The 19,338-nt window shown below is 34.0% G+C and carries 20 protein-coding genes; 15 read left to right on the top strand and 5 right to left on the bottom strand.

The genetic code is table 11. From position 1 onward, the window contains the following. The first annotated feature begins 100 nt into the window (after positions 1-100). From pdhA to KA828_RS05790, 12 genes are all read left to right on the top strand, one after another. Entirely contained in the window at positions 101-1,213 is a 1,113-nt protein-coding gene (gene pdhA / locus KA828_RS05845; RefSeq protein WP_053022628.1) for a pyruvate dehydrogenase (acetyl-transferring) E1 component subunit alpha, read from the top strand. 3 nt (positions 1,214-1,216) lie between these two features. After that, positions 1,217-2,194 carry an alpha-ketoacid dehydrogenase subunit beta gene (locus KA828_RS05840; protein WP_210125709.1) on the top strand — a complete coding sequence of 326 codons (978 nt, stop codon included), beginning with the start codon at positions 1,217-1,219 and terminating at the stop codon, positions 2,192-2,194. 171 nt (positions 2,195-2,365) lie between these two features. After that, positions 2,366-3,667, top strand: a complete 1,302-nt coding sequence (locus KA828_RS05835; RefSeq protein ID WP_210125707.1) for a dihydrolipoamide acetyltransferase family protein — start codon at positions 2,366-2,368, stop codon at positions 3,665-3,667. Positions 3,668-3,670: 3 nt separating this feature from the next. Next, positions 3,671-5,077, top strand: coding sequence for a dihydrolipoyl dehydrogenase (gene lpdA, locus KA828_RS05830; protein WP_016930736.1), 1,407 nt, complete (start codon positions 3,671-3,673; stop codon positions 5,075-5,077). A gap of 184 nt (positions 5,078-5,261) precedes the next feature. Continuing rightward, positions 5,262-5,534 (top strand): UPF0223 family protein, encoded by a 273-nt coding sequence (locus KA828_RS05825; protein WP_210125705.1) that lies wholly within the window; start codon positions 5,262-5,264, stop codon positions 5,532-5,534. A gap of 172 nt (positions 5,535-5,706) precedes the next feature. Beyond that, on the top strand, positions 5,707-6,246 hold the full coding sequence (locus KA828_RS05820; RefSeq protein WP_016930734.1) for a helix-turn-helix domain-containing protein: 540 nt from the start codon (positions 5,707-5,709) through the stop codon (positions 6,244-6,246). Positions 6,247-6,261: 15 nt separating this feature from the next. Next, complete coding sequence (locus KA828_RS05815) at positions 6,262-7,356, top strand: ABC transporter ATP-binding protein (RefSeq protein ID WP_193839525.1); 1,095 nt, start codon at positions 6,262-6,264, stop codon at positions 7,354-7,356. Beyond that, positions 7,349-8,152 carry an ABC transporter permease gene (locus KA828_RS05810; RefSeq protein WP_016930732.1) on the top strand — a complete coding sequence of 268 codons (804 nt, stop codon included), beginning with the start codon at positions 7,349-7,351 and terminating at the stop codon, positions 8,150-8,152. The genes KA828_RS05815 and KA828_RS05810 overlap by 8 nt, the downstream gene beginning before the upstream one ends. A 5-nt stretch (positions 8,153-8,157) precedes the next feature. After that, complete coding sequence (locus tag KA828_RS05805) at positions 8,158-8,970, top strand: ABC transporter permease (protein WP_016930731.1); 813 nt, start codon at positions 8,158-8,160, stop codon at positions 8,968-8,970. Then, entirely contained in the window at positions 8,967-10,040 is a 1,074-nt protein-coding gene (locus KA828_RS05800; RefSeq protein ID WP_193839524.1) for an ABC transporter substrate-binding protein, read from the top strand. The genes KA828_RS05805 and KA828_RS05800 overlap by 4 nt, the downstream gene beginning before the upstream one ends. Before the next feature lie 72 nt (positions 10,041-10,112). Further along, positions 10,113-11,321 carry a lipoteichoic acid stability factor AuxB gene (auxB, locus tag KA828_RS05795; protein WP_210125703.1) on the top strand — a complete coding sequence of 403 codons (1,209 nt, stop codon included), beginning with the start codon at positions 10,113-10,115 and terminating at the stop codon, positions 11,319-11,321. A gap of 139 nt (positions 11,322-11,460) precedes the next feature. After that, entirely contained in the window at positions 11,461-11,946 is a 486-nt protein-coding gene (locus KA828_RS05790; protein WP_075108507.1) for a DUF4064 domain-containing protein, read from the top strand. Positions 11,947-12,284: 338 nt separating this feature from the next. Here KA828_RS05790 and KA828_RS05785 read toward each other — a convergent pair whose 3' ends face one another. Together KA828_RS05785 and KA828_RS05780 are read right to left on the bottom strand one after the other, a co-directional pair. Next, positions 12,285-13,625 (bottom strand): Nramp family divalent metal transporter, encoded by a 1,341-nt coding sequence (locus KA828_RS05785; protein WP_016930727.1) that lies wholly within the window; start codon positions 13,623-13,625, stop codon positions 12,285-12,287. Positions 13,626-13,946: 321 nt separating this feature from the next. Then, the gene (locus KA828_RS05780; protein WP_075108506.1) at positions 13,947-14,558 is read right to left on the bottom strand and encodes a YktB family protein; all 612 of its coding nucleotides are present in this window, start codon (positions 14,556-14,558) and stop codon (positions 13,947-13,949) included. A 177-nt stretch (positions 14,559-14,735) separates the two neighbouring features. Here KA828_RS05780 and KA828_RS05775 point away from each other — a divergent pair, with 177 nt between their 5' ends. Next, on the top strand, positions 14,736-15,551 hold the full coding sequence (locus KA828_RS05775; RefSeq protein ID WP_193839521.1) for an inositol monophosphatase family protein: 816 nt from the start codon (positions 14,736-14,738) through the stop codon (positions 15,549-15,551). A 72-nt stretch (positions 15,552-15,623) separates the two neighbouring features. On the opposite strand, the gene KA828_RS05770 is transcribed toward KA828_RS05775, so the two are convergent. Beyond that, positions 15,624-15,815 carry a DUF5325 family protein gene (locus KA828_RS05770; RefSeq protein WP_053029152.1) on the bottom strand — a complete coding sequence of 64 codons (192 nt, stop codon included), beginning with the start codon at positions 15,813-15,815 and terminating at the stop codon, positions 15,624-15,626. Between the two features lie 97 nt (positions 15,816-15,912). Here KA828_RS05770 and typA point away from each other — a divergent pair, with 97 nt between their 5' ends. After that, a complete protein-coding gene (gene typA / locus KA828_RS05765; RefSeq protein ID WP_016930724.1) occupies positions 15,913-17,757 on the top strand; it encodes a translational GTPase TypA in 1,845 nt (614 codons plus the stop codon). A gap of 211 nt (positions 17,758-17,968) precedes the next feature. On the opposite strand, the gene KA828_RS05760 is transcribed toward typA, so the two are convergent. Both KA828_RS05760 and KA828_RS05755 read right to left on the bottom strand, forming a co-directional pair. After that, the gene (locus KA828_RS05760) at positions 17,969-18,160 is read right to left on the bottom strand and encodes a YlaI family protein (protein WP_016930723.1); all 192 of its coding nucleotides are present in this window, start codon (positions 18,158-18,160) and stop codon (positions 17,969-17,971) included. 1 nt (position 18,161) lies between these two features. Next, positions 18,162-18,647 (bottom strand): hypothetical protein, encoded by a 486-nt coding sequence (locus tag KA828_RS05755; protein WP_016930722.1) that lies wholly within the window; start codon positions 18,645-18,647, stop codon positions 18,162-18,164. 140 nt (positions 18,648-18,787) lie between these two features. Between KA828_RS05755 and KA828_RS05750 the strand changes: the two genes are divergently transcribed. Beyond that, on the top strand, positions 18,788-19,066 hold the full coding sequence (locus KA828_RS05750; RefSeq protein WP_016930721.1) for an Fpa/YlaN family protein: 279 nt from the start codon (positions 18,788-18,790) through the stop codon (positions 19,064-19,066). The last annotated feature ends 272 nt before the right edge of the window (positions 19,067-19,338 follow it).

Here is a 19,338-nt window from a genome sequence, read left to right as displayed (position 1 = left end):
ACAGAACTTTATTAAAATATTTAACAGTACAAATAAATTGTGGTACACTATGAGAGGATAAAATGAATTTCTATTATATGGGAAAGGTATGGTGAATTGAATGGCTCCTAAGTTACAAGCCCAATTCGATGCAGTAAAAGTATTAAATGATACTCAGTCGAAATTTGAAATGGTTCAAATTTTGGATGTTGATGGTAATGTCGTAAATGAAGACTTAGTACCTGATTTAACTGATGAACAACTAGTAGAATTAATGGAAAGAATGGTGTGGACACGTATTCTTGACCAACGTTCTATTTCATTAAATAGACAAGGTCGTTTAGGTTTCTATGCGCCAACAGCTGGACAAGAAGCTTCACAATTAGCTTCACAATACGCTTTAGAAAAAGAAGACTTCATCTTACCAGGTTACCGTGACGTGCCACAAATCATTTGGCATGGTTTACCATTAACTGAAGCTTTCTTATTCTCAAGAGGACACTTTAAAGGAAATCAATTCCCTGAAGGTGTTAATGCATTCAGTCCACAAATCATTATCGGTGCACAATACATTCAAACTGCTGGTGTAGCATTCGGTATTAAAAAACGTGGTAAAAAAGCAGTAGCGATCACTTACACTGGTGACGGTGGTTCATCACAAGGTGACTTCTATGAAGGTATCAACTTTGCTTCAGCTTACAAAGCACCAGCAATTTTTGTTATCCAAAATAACAACTACGCTATTTCTACTCCACGTAGTAAACAAACAGCAGCAACTTCATTAGCTCAAAAAGCTATTGCAGTAGGTATCCCTGGTATCCAAGTTGATGGTATGGATGCATTAGCTGTATACCAAGCTACTAAAGAAGCTCGTGATCGTGCTATTAATGGTGAAGGTCCAACATTAATTGAAACTATGACTTATCGTTATGGTCCTCATACAATGGCTGGAGATGACCCAACTCGTTACAGAACTTCAGATGAAGATGAAGATTGGAAGAAAAAAGACCCATTAGTTCGTTTCAGAAAATTCTTAGAAAACAAAGGATTATGGAACGAAGATAAAGAAAATGAAGTTATTGAACGTGCTAAAGACGACATCAAGAAAGCTATCAAAGAGGCTGACAATACTCCAAAACAAACAGTTATTGACTTAATGGATATCATGTACGAAGATATGCCTCAAAACTTAGCTGAACAATATGAAATTTACAAAGAGAAGGAGTCGAAATAAGCCATGGCACAAATGACAATGGTTCAAGCGATTAACAATGCGCTTAAAACTGAATTGCAAAATGACGAAAACGTAGTAGTTTTCGGTGAAGACGTTGGTGTTAACGGTGGTGTATTCCGTGTAACTGAAGGTTTACAAAAAGAATTCGGTGAAGATCGTGTATTCGATACGCCATTAGCTGAATCTGGTATCGGTGGTTTAGCTCTTGGTTTAACTGTAGAAGGTTTCCGTCCAGTAATGGAAATCCAATTCCTTGGTTTCGTATTTGAAGTATTTGACGAAGTTGCTGGTCAAATTGCTCGTACACGTTTCCGTTCAGGTGGTTCTAAAGTAGCACCTGTTACAATCCGTGCACCATTCGGTGGTGGTGTTCATACACCTGAATTACACGCTGATAACTTAGAAGGTATTTTAGCTCAATCACCAGGTATTAAAGTAGTTATTCCTTCAGGCCCATATGATGCTAAAGGTTTATTACTATCATCAATCAGATCAAATGATCCAGTTGTATATTTAGAGCACATGAAATTATACCGTTCATTCCGTGAAGAAGTTCCAGAAGAAGAATATACAATTGACATCGGTAAAGCTAATGTGAGAAAAGAAGGTAACGACATCACATTAATCGCTTACGGTGCAATGGTTCAAGAATCTGAAAAAGCTGCTGAAGAATTAGAAAAAGAAGGTTACTCAGTAGAAGTTATTGACTTACGTACTGTACAACCTATCGACATCGATACTTTAGTTGCTTCAGTTAAAAAAACTGGTCGTGCTGTAGTAGTTCAAGAAGCACAACGTCAAGCTGGTGTTGGTGCTACAGTAGCTGCTGAATTAGCTGAACGTGCTATCCTTTCATTAGAAGCACCAATCGCTCGTGTAGCTGCTGCTGATACAGTATATCCATTTACTCAAGCTGAAAATGTTTGGTTACCAAACAAAAACGACATCGTTGAACAAGCTAAAGCTACATTAGAATTCTAATACTTTTAGCTTAACAATTAGCTAGCAATCAGACTTATAGGAAGTAAGTAAGTAAGTGTAAACTAGAGACGTAGGGCAAAGTAATTTGATGTAGGTGTTCAAATTATTCTGTCCTTGCTCTATGTTATAAATTTATTAAATGATGAATAAGAAATCTAGGAGGACAAGAACGTGGCATTTGAATTTAGATTACCCGACATTGGTGAAGGTATCCACGAAGGTGAAATTGTAAAATGGTTTGTTAAAGTCGGAGATACAATTGAAGAAGATGATGTATTAGCAGAGGTTCAAAATGACAAATCTGTAGTTGAAATCCCATCTCCTGTTAGCGGTACTGTTGAAGAAGTTGTAGTTGACGAAGGTACTGTAGCAGTAGTAGGTGATGTTATTGTTAAAATCGACGCACCTGATGCAGAAGATATGCAATTTAAAGGTGGTCATGATGACGATGCTTCAACAGAAGAAGCACCAGCTCAAGAAGAAGCTAAAACAGAAGAAGCACCAGCAGCATCAGCTTCACAAGATGAAGAAGTAGATGAAAATAGACAAATCAAAGCTATGCCATCTGTTCGTAAATATGCTCGTGAAAAAGGCGTTAACATCAAAGCAGTAGTTGGTTCAGGTAAAAATGGTCGTATTACTAAAGAAGATATCGACAACCACTTAAATGGTGGCGGTGCGCAAGCAGTAACAGCTTCAAACGAAAGTGCAGCTGCTTCAACATCAGAAGATACTTCTGCAGTTCAAACACAATCTGTACCTGAAGGTGACTTCCCTGAAACTACAGAAAAAATCCCAGCAATGCGTAGAGCAATTGCGAAAGCAATGGTTAACTCTAAACACACTGCTCCTCACGTAACATTAATGGATGAAATTGATGTTCAAGATTTATGGGATCACCGTAAAAAATTCAAAGAAGTTGCAGCTGAACAAGGTATTAAATTAACTTTCTTACCATATGTTGTTAAAGCATTAGTTTCTGCACTTAAAAAATACCCAGCACTTAACACTTCATTCAACGAAGAAGCTGGCGAAATCGTACACAAACACTATTGGAACATTGGTATTGCTGCTGACACTGAAAGAGGTTTATTAGTACCTGTAGTTAAAAATGCAGACCGTAAATCAATCTTCCAAATTTCAGATGAAATCAACGAATTAGCTGTTAAAGCGCGTGATGGTAAATTAACATCTGACGAAATGAAAGGTGCTACATGCACAATCAGTAATATCGGTTCAGCTGGTGGACAATGGTTCACTCCAGTTATCAACCACCCAGAAGTAGCTATCTTAGGTATTGGCCGTATTGCTCAAAAACCTATCGTTAAAGACGGTGAAATCGTAGCAGCTCCAGTATTAGCTTTATCATTAAGCTTTGACCACAGACAAATTGATGGTGCAACTGGACAAAACGCTATGAATCACATTAAACGCTTATTAAATAATCCAGAATTATTATTAATGGAGGGGTAAAACATGGTAGTTGGAGATTTCCCAATTGAAACAGATACTATTGTAATCGGAGCAGGTCCTGGTGGATACGTTGCAGCAATTCGTGCAGCACAATTAGGACAAAAAGTTACTATCGTTGAGAAAGGTAACTTAGGTGGTGTATGCTTAAACGTTGGTTGTATTCCTTCTAAAGCATTATTACACGCTTCACACCGCTTTGTAGAAGCACAACACTCTGAAAACTTAGGTGTTATCGCTGAAAGCGTATCACTTAAATTTGACAAAGTTCAAGAATTCAAAAAATCAGTTGTTAACAAATTAACTGGTGGTGTTGAAGGCTTATTAAAAGGTAATAAAGTTGAAATCGTTAAAGGTGAAGCATATTTCGTTGATAATAATAGCTTACGTGTTATGGACGAAAAAAGTGCTCAAACTTATAACTTCAAACACGCTATTATCGCAACAGGTTCAAGACCAATCGAAATTCCTAACTTTGAATTCGGTAAACGTGTTATCGATTCAACAGGTGCTTTAAATTTACAAGAAGTTCCAGGTAAATTAGTCGTTGTCGGCGGTGGTTACATTGGTTCAGAACTTGGTACTGCATTTGCTAACTTCGGTTCAGACGTTACTATTTTAGAAGGCGCTAAAGAAATTCTTGGCGGATTCGAAAAACAAATGGTTCAACCAGTTAAAAAAGGCATGAAAGCTAAAGGCGTTGAAATCATTACTGAAGCAATGGCTAAAAATGCTGAAGAAACTGAAAATGGCGTTAAAGTTACTTATGAAGCTAAAGGTGAAGAAAAAACTATCGAAGCTGATTATGTATTAGTAACTGTTGGTCGTCGTCCAAACACAGACGAATTAGGTTTAGAAGAATTAGGCCTTAAATTCGCTGATCGTGGATTATTAGAAGTAGACAAACAAAGCCGTACTTCTATCGACAATATTTATGCAATTGGTGATATCGTTCCTGGTTTACCACTTGCTCATAAAGCAAGTTATGAAGCTAAAGTAGCTGCTGAAGCTATTTCTGGCCAAGCATCAGAAGTAGACTACATCGGTATGCCAGCTGTATGTTTCACTGAGCCAGAATTAGCTCAAGTTGGTTACACTGAAGCACAAGCTAAAGAAGAAGGTTTAGACTATAAAGCTTCTAAATTCCCTTATGCTGGTAATGGCCGTGCATTATCATTAGATGATACTACTGGTTTCGTTAAACTTATCACATTAAAAGAAGACGGTACTGTTATCGGTGCACAAATTGCTGGTAACGGCGCTTCAGACATTATCTCTGAATTAGGTTTAGCTATTGAAGCTGGTATGAATGCTGAAGATATCGCATTAACTGTACACGCTCACCCAACATTAGGTGAAATGTCTATGGAAGCTGCTGAAAAAGCAATTGGATTACCAATCCACACTATGTAATAATTAATGTTTAGTCGAATAGACTAATTTCATAAATTGAATAACTGTATTATAGTTATTTAACAGTCAACAGGGGTGCAACTCAAGTTCATATTTGAACTTGGTTTCACCCCTTTTTTAATATTATCTAGCTGTAATGGGTATAAGATTAATAACGGCTAAAATAATAAAAAGGAGGGTTTAGATGGAGTATCAATATCCGCTAGATTTAGATTGGACTAACGAAGAAATGGTCGATGTGATTGCCTTTTTCAATAAAATTGAAAGCTATTATGAAAAATCGATCAATGGTCAAGACTTAATGCAGCATTATAAACGTTTTAAAGAAATCGTTCCTGGTAAAGCAGAGGAAAAGCAATTATTTAAAGAATTTGAAGAAAAGAGTAGTTATAACAGCTACAAAGTCATACAAGAAGTGAAAAATAATCCTGATCAAACGTCGTTTAGCGCTAATTAACTTAGCGATGTTCTATGTGAACTATCAAAACTTATAAAGTCTATTAGATTAATTTATATTTAATTTCAAAAAACTATTGAAGTCAAAGCTATATTTTGATACTTTTATTAAGCATTAAACAAAATGTTTAATATTAGTAAACAAGGTATAGCTTTTTTTAAGGTGATTAACAATGCAAATTGGCAATAAATTACGTAATTTAAGACGTATAAAGAATTTAACACAAGAAGAGTTAGCAGAACGTACAGATTTGTCCAAAGGATACATCTCTCAAATTGAAAGTCAGCATGCTTCTCCTAGCATGGAAACCTTTTTAAATATTCTAGAGGTGTTAGGTACATCTCCAAGTGATTTTTTTAAAGAAAAATCAAAAGAAAAAGTGCTTTACACGAGAGATGAGCGCACAGTTTATGATGAATATGATAGAGGATATGTTCTTAATTGGTTGGTAATGAAATCAAATGAATTTGAAATGGAACCGCTCATATTATCATTGAAACCAGGTGCATCCTATAAACATTTTGATCCATCTGAATCAGACACATTTATATATTGTTTAAAAGGATGTGTAACGCTGACTTTAGGAAAGTCACGATACCAGGCTAATGAAGAGGATGTTTTATACTTTAGGGCTGATGAAATTCATCAATTACATAATGAAACATCAGAAGAAATAGAAATTTTGATAGTTGCGACAGCATCATATTTATAAGGGAGGAGAATAGTAATGGAGCCATTGTTATCATTTAAAGGTGTGACAAAAGGTTTTGACGATGTAACAATATTGAACAAAATGGATTTAGAGATAGAATCAGGTCATTTCTACACATTACTAGGTCCTTCAGGTTGTGGGAAAACAACGATATTGAAGCTTATAGCTGGATTTGAACAACCAGATGATGGAGATATTATCTATTTAAATAAATCAATAGGTGATTTGCCTGCGAATAAGAGAAAGGTAAATACCGTTTTCCAAGATTATGCTTTATTTCCACATTTAAATGTTTACGATAATATAGCTTTTGGATTAAAGTTAAAAAAATATTCTAAAAAAGATATCGATAAAAAAGTAAAAGATGCATTAAGACTTGTGAAGTTATCAGGATATGAACAACGTAACATCAATGAAATGAGTGGCGGTCAGAAACAGCGTGTGGCAATTGCAAGAGCCATTGTCAACGAACCTGAAATATTATTGTTGGATGAATCATTATCCGCTTTAGATTTAAAATTAAGAACAGAGATGCAATATGAATTACGTGAACTACAAAAACGCCTAGGAATAACATTCATATTTGTAACGCACGATCAAGAAGAGGCGTTGGCTTTAAGTGATTATATCTTTGTTATGAAAGATGGTAAAATCCAACAATTTGGTACACCAACAGATATTTATGATGAGCCGGTCAACCGTTTTGTTGCTGATTTTATAGGTGAATCTAATATCGTTGAAGGCAAAATGGTAGAGGATTTTGTAGTGAATATCTATGGTCAAGATTTTGAATGTGTAGACGCGGGGATACCCTCTGGGAAGAAAGTAGAAGTTGTCATCAGACCTGAGGATATTTCATTAATAGCATCGGACAAAGGGTTATTCAAAGCCACTGTAGACTCAATGTTATTCAGAGGCGTACATTATGAAATTTGCTGTATTGATCGAAAAGGGTATGAGTGGGTAATACAAACAACTAAAAAAGCTGAAGTCGGCAGCGAAGTTGGACTTTATTTTGACCCGGAAGCAATTCATATCATGGTTCCTGGTGAAACAGAAGAAGAGTTTGATAAACGTATTGAAAGTTACGAGGCGTTAGACAATGCGTAATATTAATAAAGTGCTCATCATTCCATATTTATTATGGATGTTATTATTCATTATCATACCAGTTATTTTACTCGTATATTTCTCATTTACCGATCTAAATGGTCATTTTAGTTTTACCAATTATGAACAAATATTATCATTGAAATATTTAAAGATGATGTGGGATTCAATTTTTTATGCAGCGCTTATTACAATAATTACTTTGTTAATTAGTTATCCGGCTGCTTACTTTATTCGTGCATCAAAAAATCAAAATATGTGGTTGCTCATTTTAATTATTCCTACGTGGATAAATCTTTTACTAAAAACATATGCGTTTATTGGCATATTAAGTCATGAAGGTTTGATTAACAAATTTCTTAATTTTATTCATTTACCGGCAGCTAATCTTTTATTTACGCCAGGCGCATTTTTATTAGTAGCAAGTTATATTTATATACCATTTATGATTCTACCGATATTTAATAGTATGAAAGCAATTCCTAATAATTTGTTACAAGCTTCAAGTGATTTGGGAGCTAGTCCTTTTACAACTTTTAGAAAAGTAATCGTACCTTTGACTAAAGAAGGTGTCATGACAGGCATTCAAGTAACCTTTATCCCAGCATTATCATTATTCATGATTACACGATTGATTGCGGGTAATAAAGTAATTAATATTGGTACATCAATTGAAGAACAATTTCTAGTGATTCAAAATTATGGTATGGGTTCTACAATTGCTATTTTCTTAATTGTATTTATGGCGTTTATTTTAATTATTACTAAATCAAAATCAACGGACGAAAGAAGGTGAATTAAATGAAGTGGTATGGAAAATTATATATTGGCATCCTATTAGTGATATTATATGTTCCGATATTTTTCCTTATGTTTTATTCATTTAATTCAGCGGGAAATATGATTCATTTTGAACATTTCACTCTAGAGCATTATCAAAGTCTGTTTCAAAATGACCGTTTAATGTCTGTTATTTTTAATACAATAGCAGTTGCACTATTAGCGGCAGCGATTTCTACTATTATAGGAACATTTGGTGCTATTTCGTTATATTACTTAAGAAATAAAAAATTCAAAGTAACTTTGTTAACACTTAATAATGTACTAATGGTTTCCTCAGATGTAGTGATAGGTGCTTCATTTTTAATTATGTTTACAGCAGTTGGACATATAACTGGGTTAGGTTTAGGCTTTGGAACGGTGCTTGCATCTCATATTGCATTCTGTATTCCAATTGTTGTTATCGTAGTGTTACCACAACTTTATGAAATGAATAACAATATATTGAATGCTGCACGCGATTTAGGCGCATCAGAATCACAAATACTTGGACGTGTATTGATTCCAAACTTAATGCCTTCCATTATTGGTGGTTTTTTTATGGCTTTAACGTATTCATTAGATGATTTTACAGTAAGTTTCTTCGTGACGGGTAACGGATTTAGTGTACTGTCTGTCGAAGTCTATGCTATGGCACGTAAAGGAATTAGTATGGAAATTAATGCCATTTCAACGATTTTATTCGCTGCTATTGTATTAGGAATTGTTGGTTATTATGCAATACAACGTTCAGTGAAAAAACGACATTTAGCTAAGCGAGGTGTACAACAGTGAAGCAATTTTTACAACTTATATTGGGTGCCATTGTTGTCGGTTTAATTTGCTTAGGTATTAGTCACTGGTTTAAATCGCAGGATAATACGAGTACTGGTGAAAAGATTTATGTATATAATTGGGGCGAATATATTGACCCAGATTTAATTAAACAATTTGAGAAAGAAACGGGCATTCAAGTTGTATATGAAACGTTTGATTCGAATGAAGCGATGGAAGCTAAAATTCGAAATGGTGGAACGCATTATGATGTGGCTTTTCCAAGTGAATATACGGTTCAAAAATTGAAACGTGAAAATTTACTAGAACCACTTGACCATAGTAAGGTTCCCAATATTAAAAATTTAGATCCTAATTATATGAATATGTCATACGATAGAAATAATAAATATTCACTACCTTATTTCTTTGGAACAGTGGGTATTTTATATAATAAGCAAGCCTATCCAAATGAAGACTTTAGTAGCTGGCGTACTTTATACCAACCCAAATATAAAAATGATGTTCTATTAGTGGATGGTGCACGTGAAATTATGGGATTAGCTTTAAATAAATTAGGCTATAGTTTAAATGATACTAATCCCAATCATTTAAAAGAAGCGGAGAAGGATTTACACCATCTGGCACCTCAAGTTCGTGGTGTTGTTGGAGACGAGGTTACAATGATGCTTGAACAAAATGAAGGGAATATCGCAGTCGTTTGGAGTGGTGTTGCAGCTCCACTAGTGCAAAATAGTGACAAATATAATTATGTGATTCCGAAAGAGGGATCTAATCTATGGTTTGATAACATGGTTATTCCTAAGACAGCGCAAAACAAAGAAGGTGCTTATAAATTTATGAATTTCCTTCTTGACGCTAAAAATAACAAACAGAATACAGAGTGGGTAGGATACGCTACACCAAATAAAGCTGCACGTCAGTTATTACCTAAAGAAGTAAGAGATGATCATCGTTTCTATCCAACGCAAAAAGAGCAAGCGCGATTAGAAGTTTATAAAGATTTAGGACCTAAAACATTAGGAGAATATAACGAAAGTTTCTTAAACTTTAAAATGTCTTTAAAATAGACTATAAATAGTAGTTATTTTATAATGAATTAGATATAATTATTTGATAAGTTATATAAGGAGTTGTAATACATGTCAGGAGAACGTTACACGCAAATCAAACGGCCTGTGAGTCGTCTGACTGAAAAACTTTTAGGTTGGTTTAGTTGGATTTTCTTACTTATATTGACGGTTATTACAATGTTTATTGCACTCGTGTCATTTAGTAATGATACATCAATTCAAAATCTTGAAAACTCAATGAATAATAATGAACTAATTCAGCAGATTTTAACAAATAATAGTTTAAATACCACACAATTTGTGATTTGGTTACAAAATGGTGTATGGGCAATTATTGTTTATTTCATAGTATGTTTGCTTATTTCATTTTTAGCGTTAATATCTATGAATATGAGAATACTTTCTGGATTCTTATTCTTAATTGCCTCAATTATTACATTGCCATTGGTATTATTATTCGTAACATTAATTATTCCTATTTTCTTCTTTATCATTGCAATCATGATGTTTGCACGGAAGAGTAAGGTTGAAACAGTACCTATGTACGGTCCATCACAAGGCTATGAACCGCATTACTATCCTAGAGATGAATATAATGATTATGATGATCGTTATTATGGATCAAATAGAAATATTAATGACGACTATGGTTACGATAATCATAACCAGTATGACGATTATGAACAAGACGATGTGGAACCACCACATAAAACTAAAAAATCAGACCGTCGTACACGTCGTAAAAAACCATATTACAATGATGATATCGATAATAATTATCGAGATAACAACTTTGATGACACAACACTTCGTAATGATGCTGAGCAAGATTTAGCAACTGACACTGAGGAAGATAAATATAATCAATATCCAAAACGTGCACTCACTGATGAGTACCACACAGATGCTAATGAGAATGAAGCAACTGGCGTACTTTCAAGACAGGCTAAATACAATCAGAAATCGAATAAACAATCTCAGTACGATAACAACATTGATCAAGATTCAAATGATTTTGCTGAAAATGTGGTTGATTCAGAGCCGAAAATTGATAAAAAAGAAGAAAAAGCGCAACGTAAAAGAGAAAAGGCTGAACTTAAAGCCAAGAAAAAAGAAAAACGTAAAGCTTATAATCAACGTATGAAAGAGCGTCGCAAAAATCAACCAAGTGCAGTTAGTCAACGACGTATGAATTATGAAGAACGTAAACAAATATTGAATAAAGATGATATTGAATCAGATAAAGAATCAAATAACAACGAAGATAATAAAGATTAATATCTCCTTAAAACGGTTAAGTCATTTATGGCTTAACCGTTTTATATATATCTATATGTATAAATTATTAAGTTAGTCGCAAATAAATTATAATTTTAGTATGATTTAATTAAATACTTCAATATTGGAGGTGTAGTGTGTGAATCGAAAGGTAGAATTAATTCTTGGCTGGATTGCTTGTGGTTTAAGTATGATGTATTTGATTATGTCATTAATATCATATTTTACGGTAAGACAAAATAGTAATACGGAACAATACCAGCAAATGTTAAAACAATTTGGTAATCAGGATGTGAAGGTTACGCCTGAAATGATAAACTTTGCAATGACTTTTTCTATGGGAACACTTATTTTCTCAACACTTTTAGGCATTATTGGAATGTCTATCATTAAAGGACGACCTATATTAGCTGGTTCGCTACTTATTGTTGCAGCGTTAGTAGGTATATTCAATATGAGTTTAATTGCAGGCGTGCTATGGATTGTTGTAGCAATAATGCTATTTGTTAAAAAAGATCCAAATCAACCTAACAAAAAGCCAAAATCAGTCAAGCCATCAATGGATGATTGGCAATCTGAAAGGGCTTATAATGATCGTAAGAAAGATGATCCCTATATTTATTAAAATGTAGAGTGAAAATAGATGTGCAAAGGAAATAATACCTAGCTAAATAGAGGCTGGGACAAAAATAATATAATGAAGCTATTTAGCAAATTCGCAGTAGCTGACTGAACTGAGAAGGCGCTTAATTCAAGCTTTTCTCAGTCCTAGTCACCCTTGCGGAGGTGGGCGGGGGCCCAACACAAAAAATCACGAAAGTGATTTTACAAGCAAAGCAAGCTGGGGTTCGGGGCCCCAGCAAAGAGAATTTCATCAAGAAATTCTACAAGCAAAGCAAGCTGGGGTTACGACGAATTCCAAAGAATTCTGTTCCACTCCCTTCTTCATTTTGCCGTTTAATTTTATAATTCTTTAAATGTTTCTATAATCAGATAAATATTTAGGAAGCTTAGTATAATGATTAAACTCCAAGCACATATATTTACCCATTTTTTATTTTGAAATGGTCCCATTAATGTTTTATTACTAGTGGCTAATTGTAACGGTATTAATGAGAAGGGTAATGCAATACTTAAGAAGACTTGAGAAAATACGAGCAATTGCTCCATTTTAGATTCGTTACCCCGAAAAATAATAAGACATACTAAAACAGGGATGACGGCTAAACTTCTTGTGATTAGTCGTCTCATCCAATTTGGAATGGATAATTTTAAGAAACCTTCCATCACTATTTGACCTGCAAGTGTACCTGTAATAGTTGAATTTTGACCAGAAGCTAACAATGCTACTGCGAATAAAGTGCTCATAATACTCCCCATCACAACACCTAAGACAGGTTGCGTTCTTAATGCGTGATATAAATCATAAAAGCCACCTAAATTATTCGAATTGACACCATAAAATAGGGCAGCGCCAAGAACGAGTAATAAACAGTTCACAATAAATGCGATACTTAATTGTATATTAGAATCAATCGTTGCATATTTAATCGCTTGGGCTTTATCAGTAAGGCTGTGACGATTATACTTTCGGGATTGCACGATTGATGAATGCAAATATAAATTATGAGGCATAATCGTAGCGCCAATAATACCTAATGCAATATACAGAATATTATGATCAGTAATAATTTGATGATGAGGAATAAAGCCATTAAGTATTTCAATTGTATTCGGTGATGAGATGAAGACTTCAAATACAAAAATCATAAGTACAGTAAAAATTAATGTACCGACGATTGCTTCAATCTTACGAAAGCCAAACTTCATTATAAAAAGTAACAAAAATACATCCAAAACTGTAATCAATGCGCCGATGATTAAAGGTATATCGAAAAGTAAATCTAAAGCGATAGCACTTCCAATTACTTCGGCAATATCAGTCGCAATGATTGCAAGCTCAGCGATAATCCAAAATATAATTGCAGTCGGTTTATTTAAATAATGACGTGTCATTTGTGCCAAATCTTTATCAGTTGCGATACCTAAGCGAACAGTCATACTTTGCAATAACATTGCTGACAAACTTGAAATCAAAATGATAAATAATAAGGTATAACCAAATTGTGCGCCACCTTGCATTGATGTAATCCAATTTCCTGGATCCATATAGCCTACTGCTACAAGTAAGCCTGGACCAAGAAATGCTAAAAACTTTTGACTCGTACGTTGTGTACCATTAAATTCGATTGTGCTATTAATTTCATCTAAACTACGTTGTTCATTGTTGTCTTTTATACCCATGATAAAACTCCTTCAAACTATATGTTTTATAATAATCCAACTTTATTTTTAGGTCAACCTAATAAATTCAAAGTAAAAAATTAAGGGAGTGGGTTAGAACGCTTATCACATTCGTCTTCCCACTCCAAAGTTATTTGGATTATTAAATTGCTTCATATAATGTTTTTTTAGTTTCTGCCAGTACGGATGATGAATGTTGAGAAAAGAATCATGTAAGTACCTTTCCAATTCAGTCAGCTACTGCGTCTGTACTACCTAGTTCACTTATTTCATAAGCTTATATCATAATGACAACTATTAAAATAGCGTTAAACTTTGAGGTTATTCGTAGAATTTTAAAAATTCATCAAATGTTTCTTTAACGAAAGCTAAAAATGCCTTATCCGATTTTAATTCAGCATCATTAGGGGAGAGTGTACGTGCAACAAAAAATTCTCCCTTTTTAACATGTTTCACACGATCAATCGCTTGGTGTAATTCAGCATCACTTAAATCTTTAATGTAAGATTTTTCAGGTTTCATATGATCTAAACTTACTTGATAATCTTCAGGTAAATGTTTAAGCGTATCAAAGTGTTTATCAAATACTTTCACACGTTCAGCTTTATCTTTACCTTCATGCATAACGCCAAACATTAAAAATAAATGGTCTTTAAATAAACCAATTTGGAAATGAGGTAGCATCTTATATCCACGTTTATTAGGAGCAAAAGCAACCCACGTATCTACAGGTGGGTTTACACTTCTACGTGCATGTTTTGCAACATGAGCATAAAAGGTTTCTCCAGTTTGAGAGGTGAAATATTCACTAAAATAATCCCCTAATTGATGAAGTTGTGGACGTACGTACTCATTTAATGCTTCCATTCGAGCATCTAAGCCTTCAACTTCAAACGCTTTGAAATCTTTAGGTTTAAATGTATATTGTGTCATTAGCGTTGCTCCTTTTCAGAAAATAATTTACCGTTATTGTAGCACAGATTGACTGAATCTATCCAAATGCTGAATTGAGATTATTTGCGTTTAAACTCATTATAATAAGGTATACAAAGATGTGTAGATTATATTGACTAAAATTCTGTATAATAGGAAACAACAGGAGATGATGATATGTCACTATACGAATTTGCTCAAGGTTTGATATTAGAAGCGGGTAATAAAGTAAGATTTATGATGAAAGAAGAACTGAGTATTGAAACGAAGTCAAACCCGAATGATCTAGTTACGAATGTGGATAAAGCAACTGAGAATTATATTTATGATGCCATACTAAGAAATTATCCTGATCATCGTGTAATTGGTGAAGAAGGACATGGTCATAATATGGAAGACGTCAAAGGTGTAGTATGGGTTGTCGATCCAATTGACGGAACGCTCAATTTTGTTCACCAGCAAGAAGGCTTTGCGATATCAATAGGTATTTATCGTGATGGTAAGCCATATGCTGGATTAGTTTATGACGTGATGAAAGATGTCCTCTATCATGCGAAAGTGGGCGAGGGTGCATTTGAGAATAAGCATGAATTAAAACCATTAAATGATACGCATTTAAAGCAAAGCTTAATAGGTATTAATCCCAATTGGATTACCAAACCTAAAATGGGACCAATTTTTTCAGAAATTGTAAATCAAGCAAGAAGTTGTAGAGCATTTGGAAGTGCAGCTTTAGAAATTATAAGTGTTGCTAAGGGACAATTGGCTGCATATATTACGCCAAGGTTGCAACCTTGGGATTTTGCAGGTGGCTTAATTGTTTTAAATGAAGTTGGTGGCGTTGGAAGTAATTTATTAGGTGAACCACTGACAATAGAAAGTGCTAATTCTGTTCTAGTTGGAAATAAGACGACGCATAATGAAATTTTGGTTGATTATTTAAATCCGAATAACGCCGTTTTAACAGAATTGCATCAACGTTTCAAAAAATAAAAAATGTCTCGGTCAGTCAACTTTGAAAGATGTGCATCTTCCAAATAGTACTACCGAGACATTTTTATTATATTAAAGCCAGTCATTTTCACGGTACTTCTTTTTAAGCGTGAAACCAGCGCCAAAAGTTGCAATGAAAAGTATAAATGTTAAAATCATCATTGGAATACTACCAGCACCAACGCTGAAACTAAAAAGCACTAAAAATATTACTGCTATAATGGATAGCAACCAAAATATACCTTTAGACTTAGGTTTTTCCATCCCATACCCCACCTTTTTGTTATCTTTTACTAATAATATGATATAATAAAAAAGTTGTAATTAAAAGTGGGAGTTTACTCGAGAAAGGAATAATAAAATGACTAATAGAAGAGAAGATGTACGTAATATTGCAATCATTGCGCACGTTGACCATGGTAAAACTACATTAGTAGATGAATTACTTAAACAATCTGGTATTTTCAGAGAGAACGAACATGTTGACGAAAGAGCAATGGACTCTAATGATTTAGAAAGAGAACGTGGTATTACAATTCTTGCTAAAAATACTGCGATTGACTATAAAGGTACAAGAATAAACATCTTAGATACACCTGGACATGCTGACTTTGGTGGCGAAGTAGAACGTATTATGAAAATGGTAGACGGTGTTGTACTTGTTGTCGATGCTTATGAAGGTACAATGCCTCAAACACGTTTCGTGCTTAAAAAAGCACTAGAACAAGACTTAAAACCTGTTGTGGTTGTAAATAAAATTGATAAACCATCAGCAAGACCTGAAGGCGTAGTGGATGAAGTATTAGATTTATTCATCGAGTTAGAAGCAAATGATGAACAATTAGATTTCCCAGTAGTATATGCATCTGCTGTAAATGGTACTGCTAGTCTTGATTCAGAAAAACAAGATGAAAACATGCAGTCTTTATATGAAACAATTATTGATTATGTACCTGCACCAATCGACAATCATGATGAACCGTTACAATTCCAAGTCGCATTATTGGATTATAATGACTACGTAGGACGTATTGGTATCGGACGTGTATTCAGAGGTAAAATGCGCGTAGGTGACAACGTATCGCTTATTAAATTAGATGGTACTGTTAAGAATTTCCGTGTAACTAAAATCTTTGGTTACTTTGGCTTGAAACGTGAAGAAATCGAAGAAGCACAAGCGGGTGATTTAATTGCGGTTTCAGGAATGGAAGATATTAACGTCGGAGAAACAGTGACACCAACTGATCATCAAGAAGCATTACCTGTGTTACGTATTGATGAACCAACACTTGAAATGACATTCAAAGTAAATAATTCACCATTTGCTGGCCGTGAAGGTGACTATGTTACTGCACGTCAAATCCAAGAACGTTTAGATCAACAACTTGAAACAGACGTTTCATTAAAAGTAACACCAACTGACTCTCCAGACACATGGGTCGTTGCAGGACGTGGTGAATTACATTTATCTATCTTAATCGAGAATATGAGACGTGAAGGATTTGAACTTCAAGTATCTAAACCACAAGTTATTTTACGTGAAATTGATGGTGTTCTAAGTGAACCATTTGAACGCGTTCAATGTGAAGTACCTTCTGAAAATGCAGGATCAGTCATTGAATCTCTAGGTGCACGTAAAGGTGAAATGTTAGATATGTCAACAACTGATAATGGATTAACACGACTTATCTTTATGGTACCAGCACGTGGTATGATTGGTTATACAACTGAATTTATGTCTATGACACGTGGATATGGTATTATTAACCATACTTTCGAAGAATTTAGACCTCGTGTTAAAGCACAAATTGGTGGTCGTCGTAATGGTGCATTAATTTCTATGGACCAAGGTCAAGCAACAGCATATGCGATCATCAACTTAGAAGATCGTGGTGTAAACTTCATGGAACCAGGTACGGAAGTGTATGAAGGTATGATTGTTGGTGAACATAACCGTGAAAATGATTTAACAGTAAACATTACTAAAGCAAAACATCAAACAAACGTACGTTCAGCTACTAAAGACCAAACACAAACAATGAATCGTCCAAGAATACTTACACTTGAAGAAGCGTTAGAATATATTAATGATGATGAATTAGTTGAAGTAACGCCTCAAAGTATTCGTCTAAGAAAGAAAATTTTAAATAAATCATTACGTGAAAAAGAAGCTAAACGTGTGAAACAAATGATGCAAGAAGAATAAGCATCGTTGAAATCTAAATTATAATTTAGAATATTTTATGCAAAAACCAGTAAATGTGTGCTAAGCATCATTTACTGGTTTTTTAGTTTGTGTATTTTAAATGTAATTAAGTGGAATAATGTGATATGAAATAAGCCAGTAAACGAAGGTAAACACTACCGTTTGCTGGCTAATTATGTGAAATATAAAAGTTTTAATCAATTATAAATAATTACAATCCATCATTTGGATTAAAATTTACTGTGTGGTGTGTATTCAGACGTTGCTTTGGTCTATCTAGGCGACTTTTACAATCATCACACATAAATGTTCTGATTGGATTATTGCGAAGTCGTTTGGCTTCAACCGTATGTTCATCAATTAAAACCTTTGTATCACAAATTATACATTGTACTTCACGCAAATTAGATCACCTCTATATGCGTAACATATTTAAATTCATACGTATAATCTTTCTCATCTGGGTTATAAACAAAGCTATCTACAGCGTTATCATCATACATTCGTTTACCGTCTTTCGCAAATTGGAAGAACAGATAAGGTAACAAGTCAATTGGAACTTCAATAGCATCATTTTCATTAAATAATTTAATTGCAGTCGCATTATCTTGCGGTTCTGCATTTTTGAAGAAAGGTGTCATATTGATAGCGAAAGAATCTTCCAATACAGAACGTTTACGATATTTTATCTCTGAATTTAAAGTTGGAGGATTCGTTTGTCCTTCAAGAATGGCTCTGTTCCATTCACGATTATCTTCAAATTTAATAGGTTTTGTTCCTTCAAACACACCGCTTTCAATATCTTCGATCTTTACTTTTCTATCATCGAATATCCAAGTTGTACTATCTAAAGTGATAGGGAACTTGACTAAGCCTTTGATTTGAATCATTTTTTGCCCACTCCCTAATTTCGTTCTAGTCATTATTTTATCACAATTAAATTCATGTATTCACTGAATAAACTTGCTTTTTAAAAAGTAGTAAGATAAACTTTTGATATGAAGATATTTAATGATAGGGGGAGTATGTGATGCCGAAGCAAACGAAAATGAGTAACGTGGCTTATGAGCAATTAAATCAAGATGCTGATAGAATCTTACATTTAATTAAAGTTCAAATGGATAATTTAACTTTACCTTCGTGCCCGTTATATGAAGAAGTTCTCGACACACAAATGTTTGGTTTACAAAAAGAAGTTGACTTTGCGGTTAAACTTGGTTTAGTCAATAAAGAAGACGGCAAAAATTTAATGCTACGTTTAGAAAAAGAATTATCTAAACTTCATGAAGCATTTACTAATGTAAAATAACTATCGATTAAATATATAAGTGAATTTTAATGATTTGCTTTTTCATTTATAAATTGAGTTAATTGTAATTTTTATTACATATAAATTATCTCACTATAGTGAGTCTGGGACATAAATAATATGAAGATGCTATTTTGCAAATTCGCAGTAGTTGACTGAACTAAAATGCGCTTAAATCAAGCTTTTTTCAGTTCTAGTCATCCTTGCGGGGGTGGGACGACGAATTTAAAAAGAATTCTGTCCCACTCCCATTTCCTACGATTAGTCAAGTA

The organism is Staphylococcus sp. GDY8P85P (assembly GCF_017892405.1).
GTDB classification, from domain to species: Bacteria; Bacillota; Bacilli; order Staphylococcales; family Staphylococcaceae; genus Staphylococcus; species Staphylococcus borealis.
The sequence above is the reverse complement of the archived record's forward strand: the minus strand, read 5'-3'. Positions and strand labels throughout refer to the sequence as shown.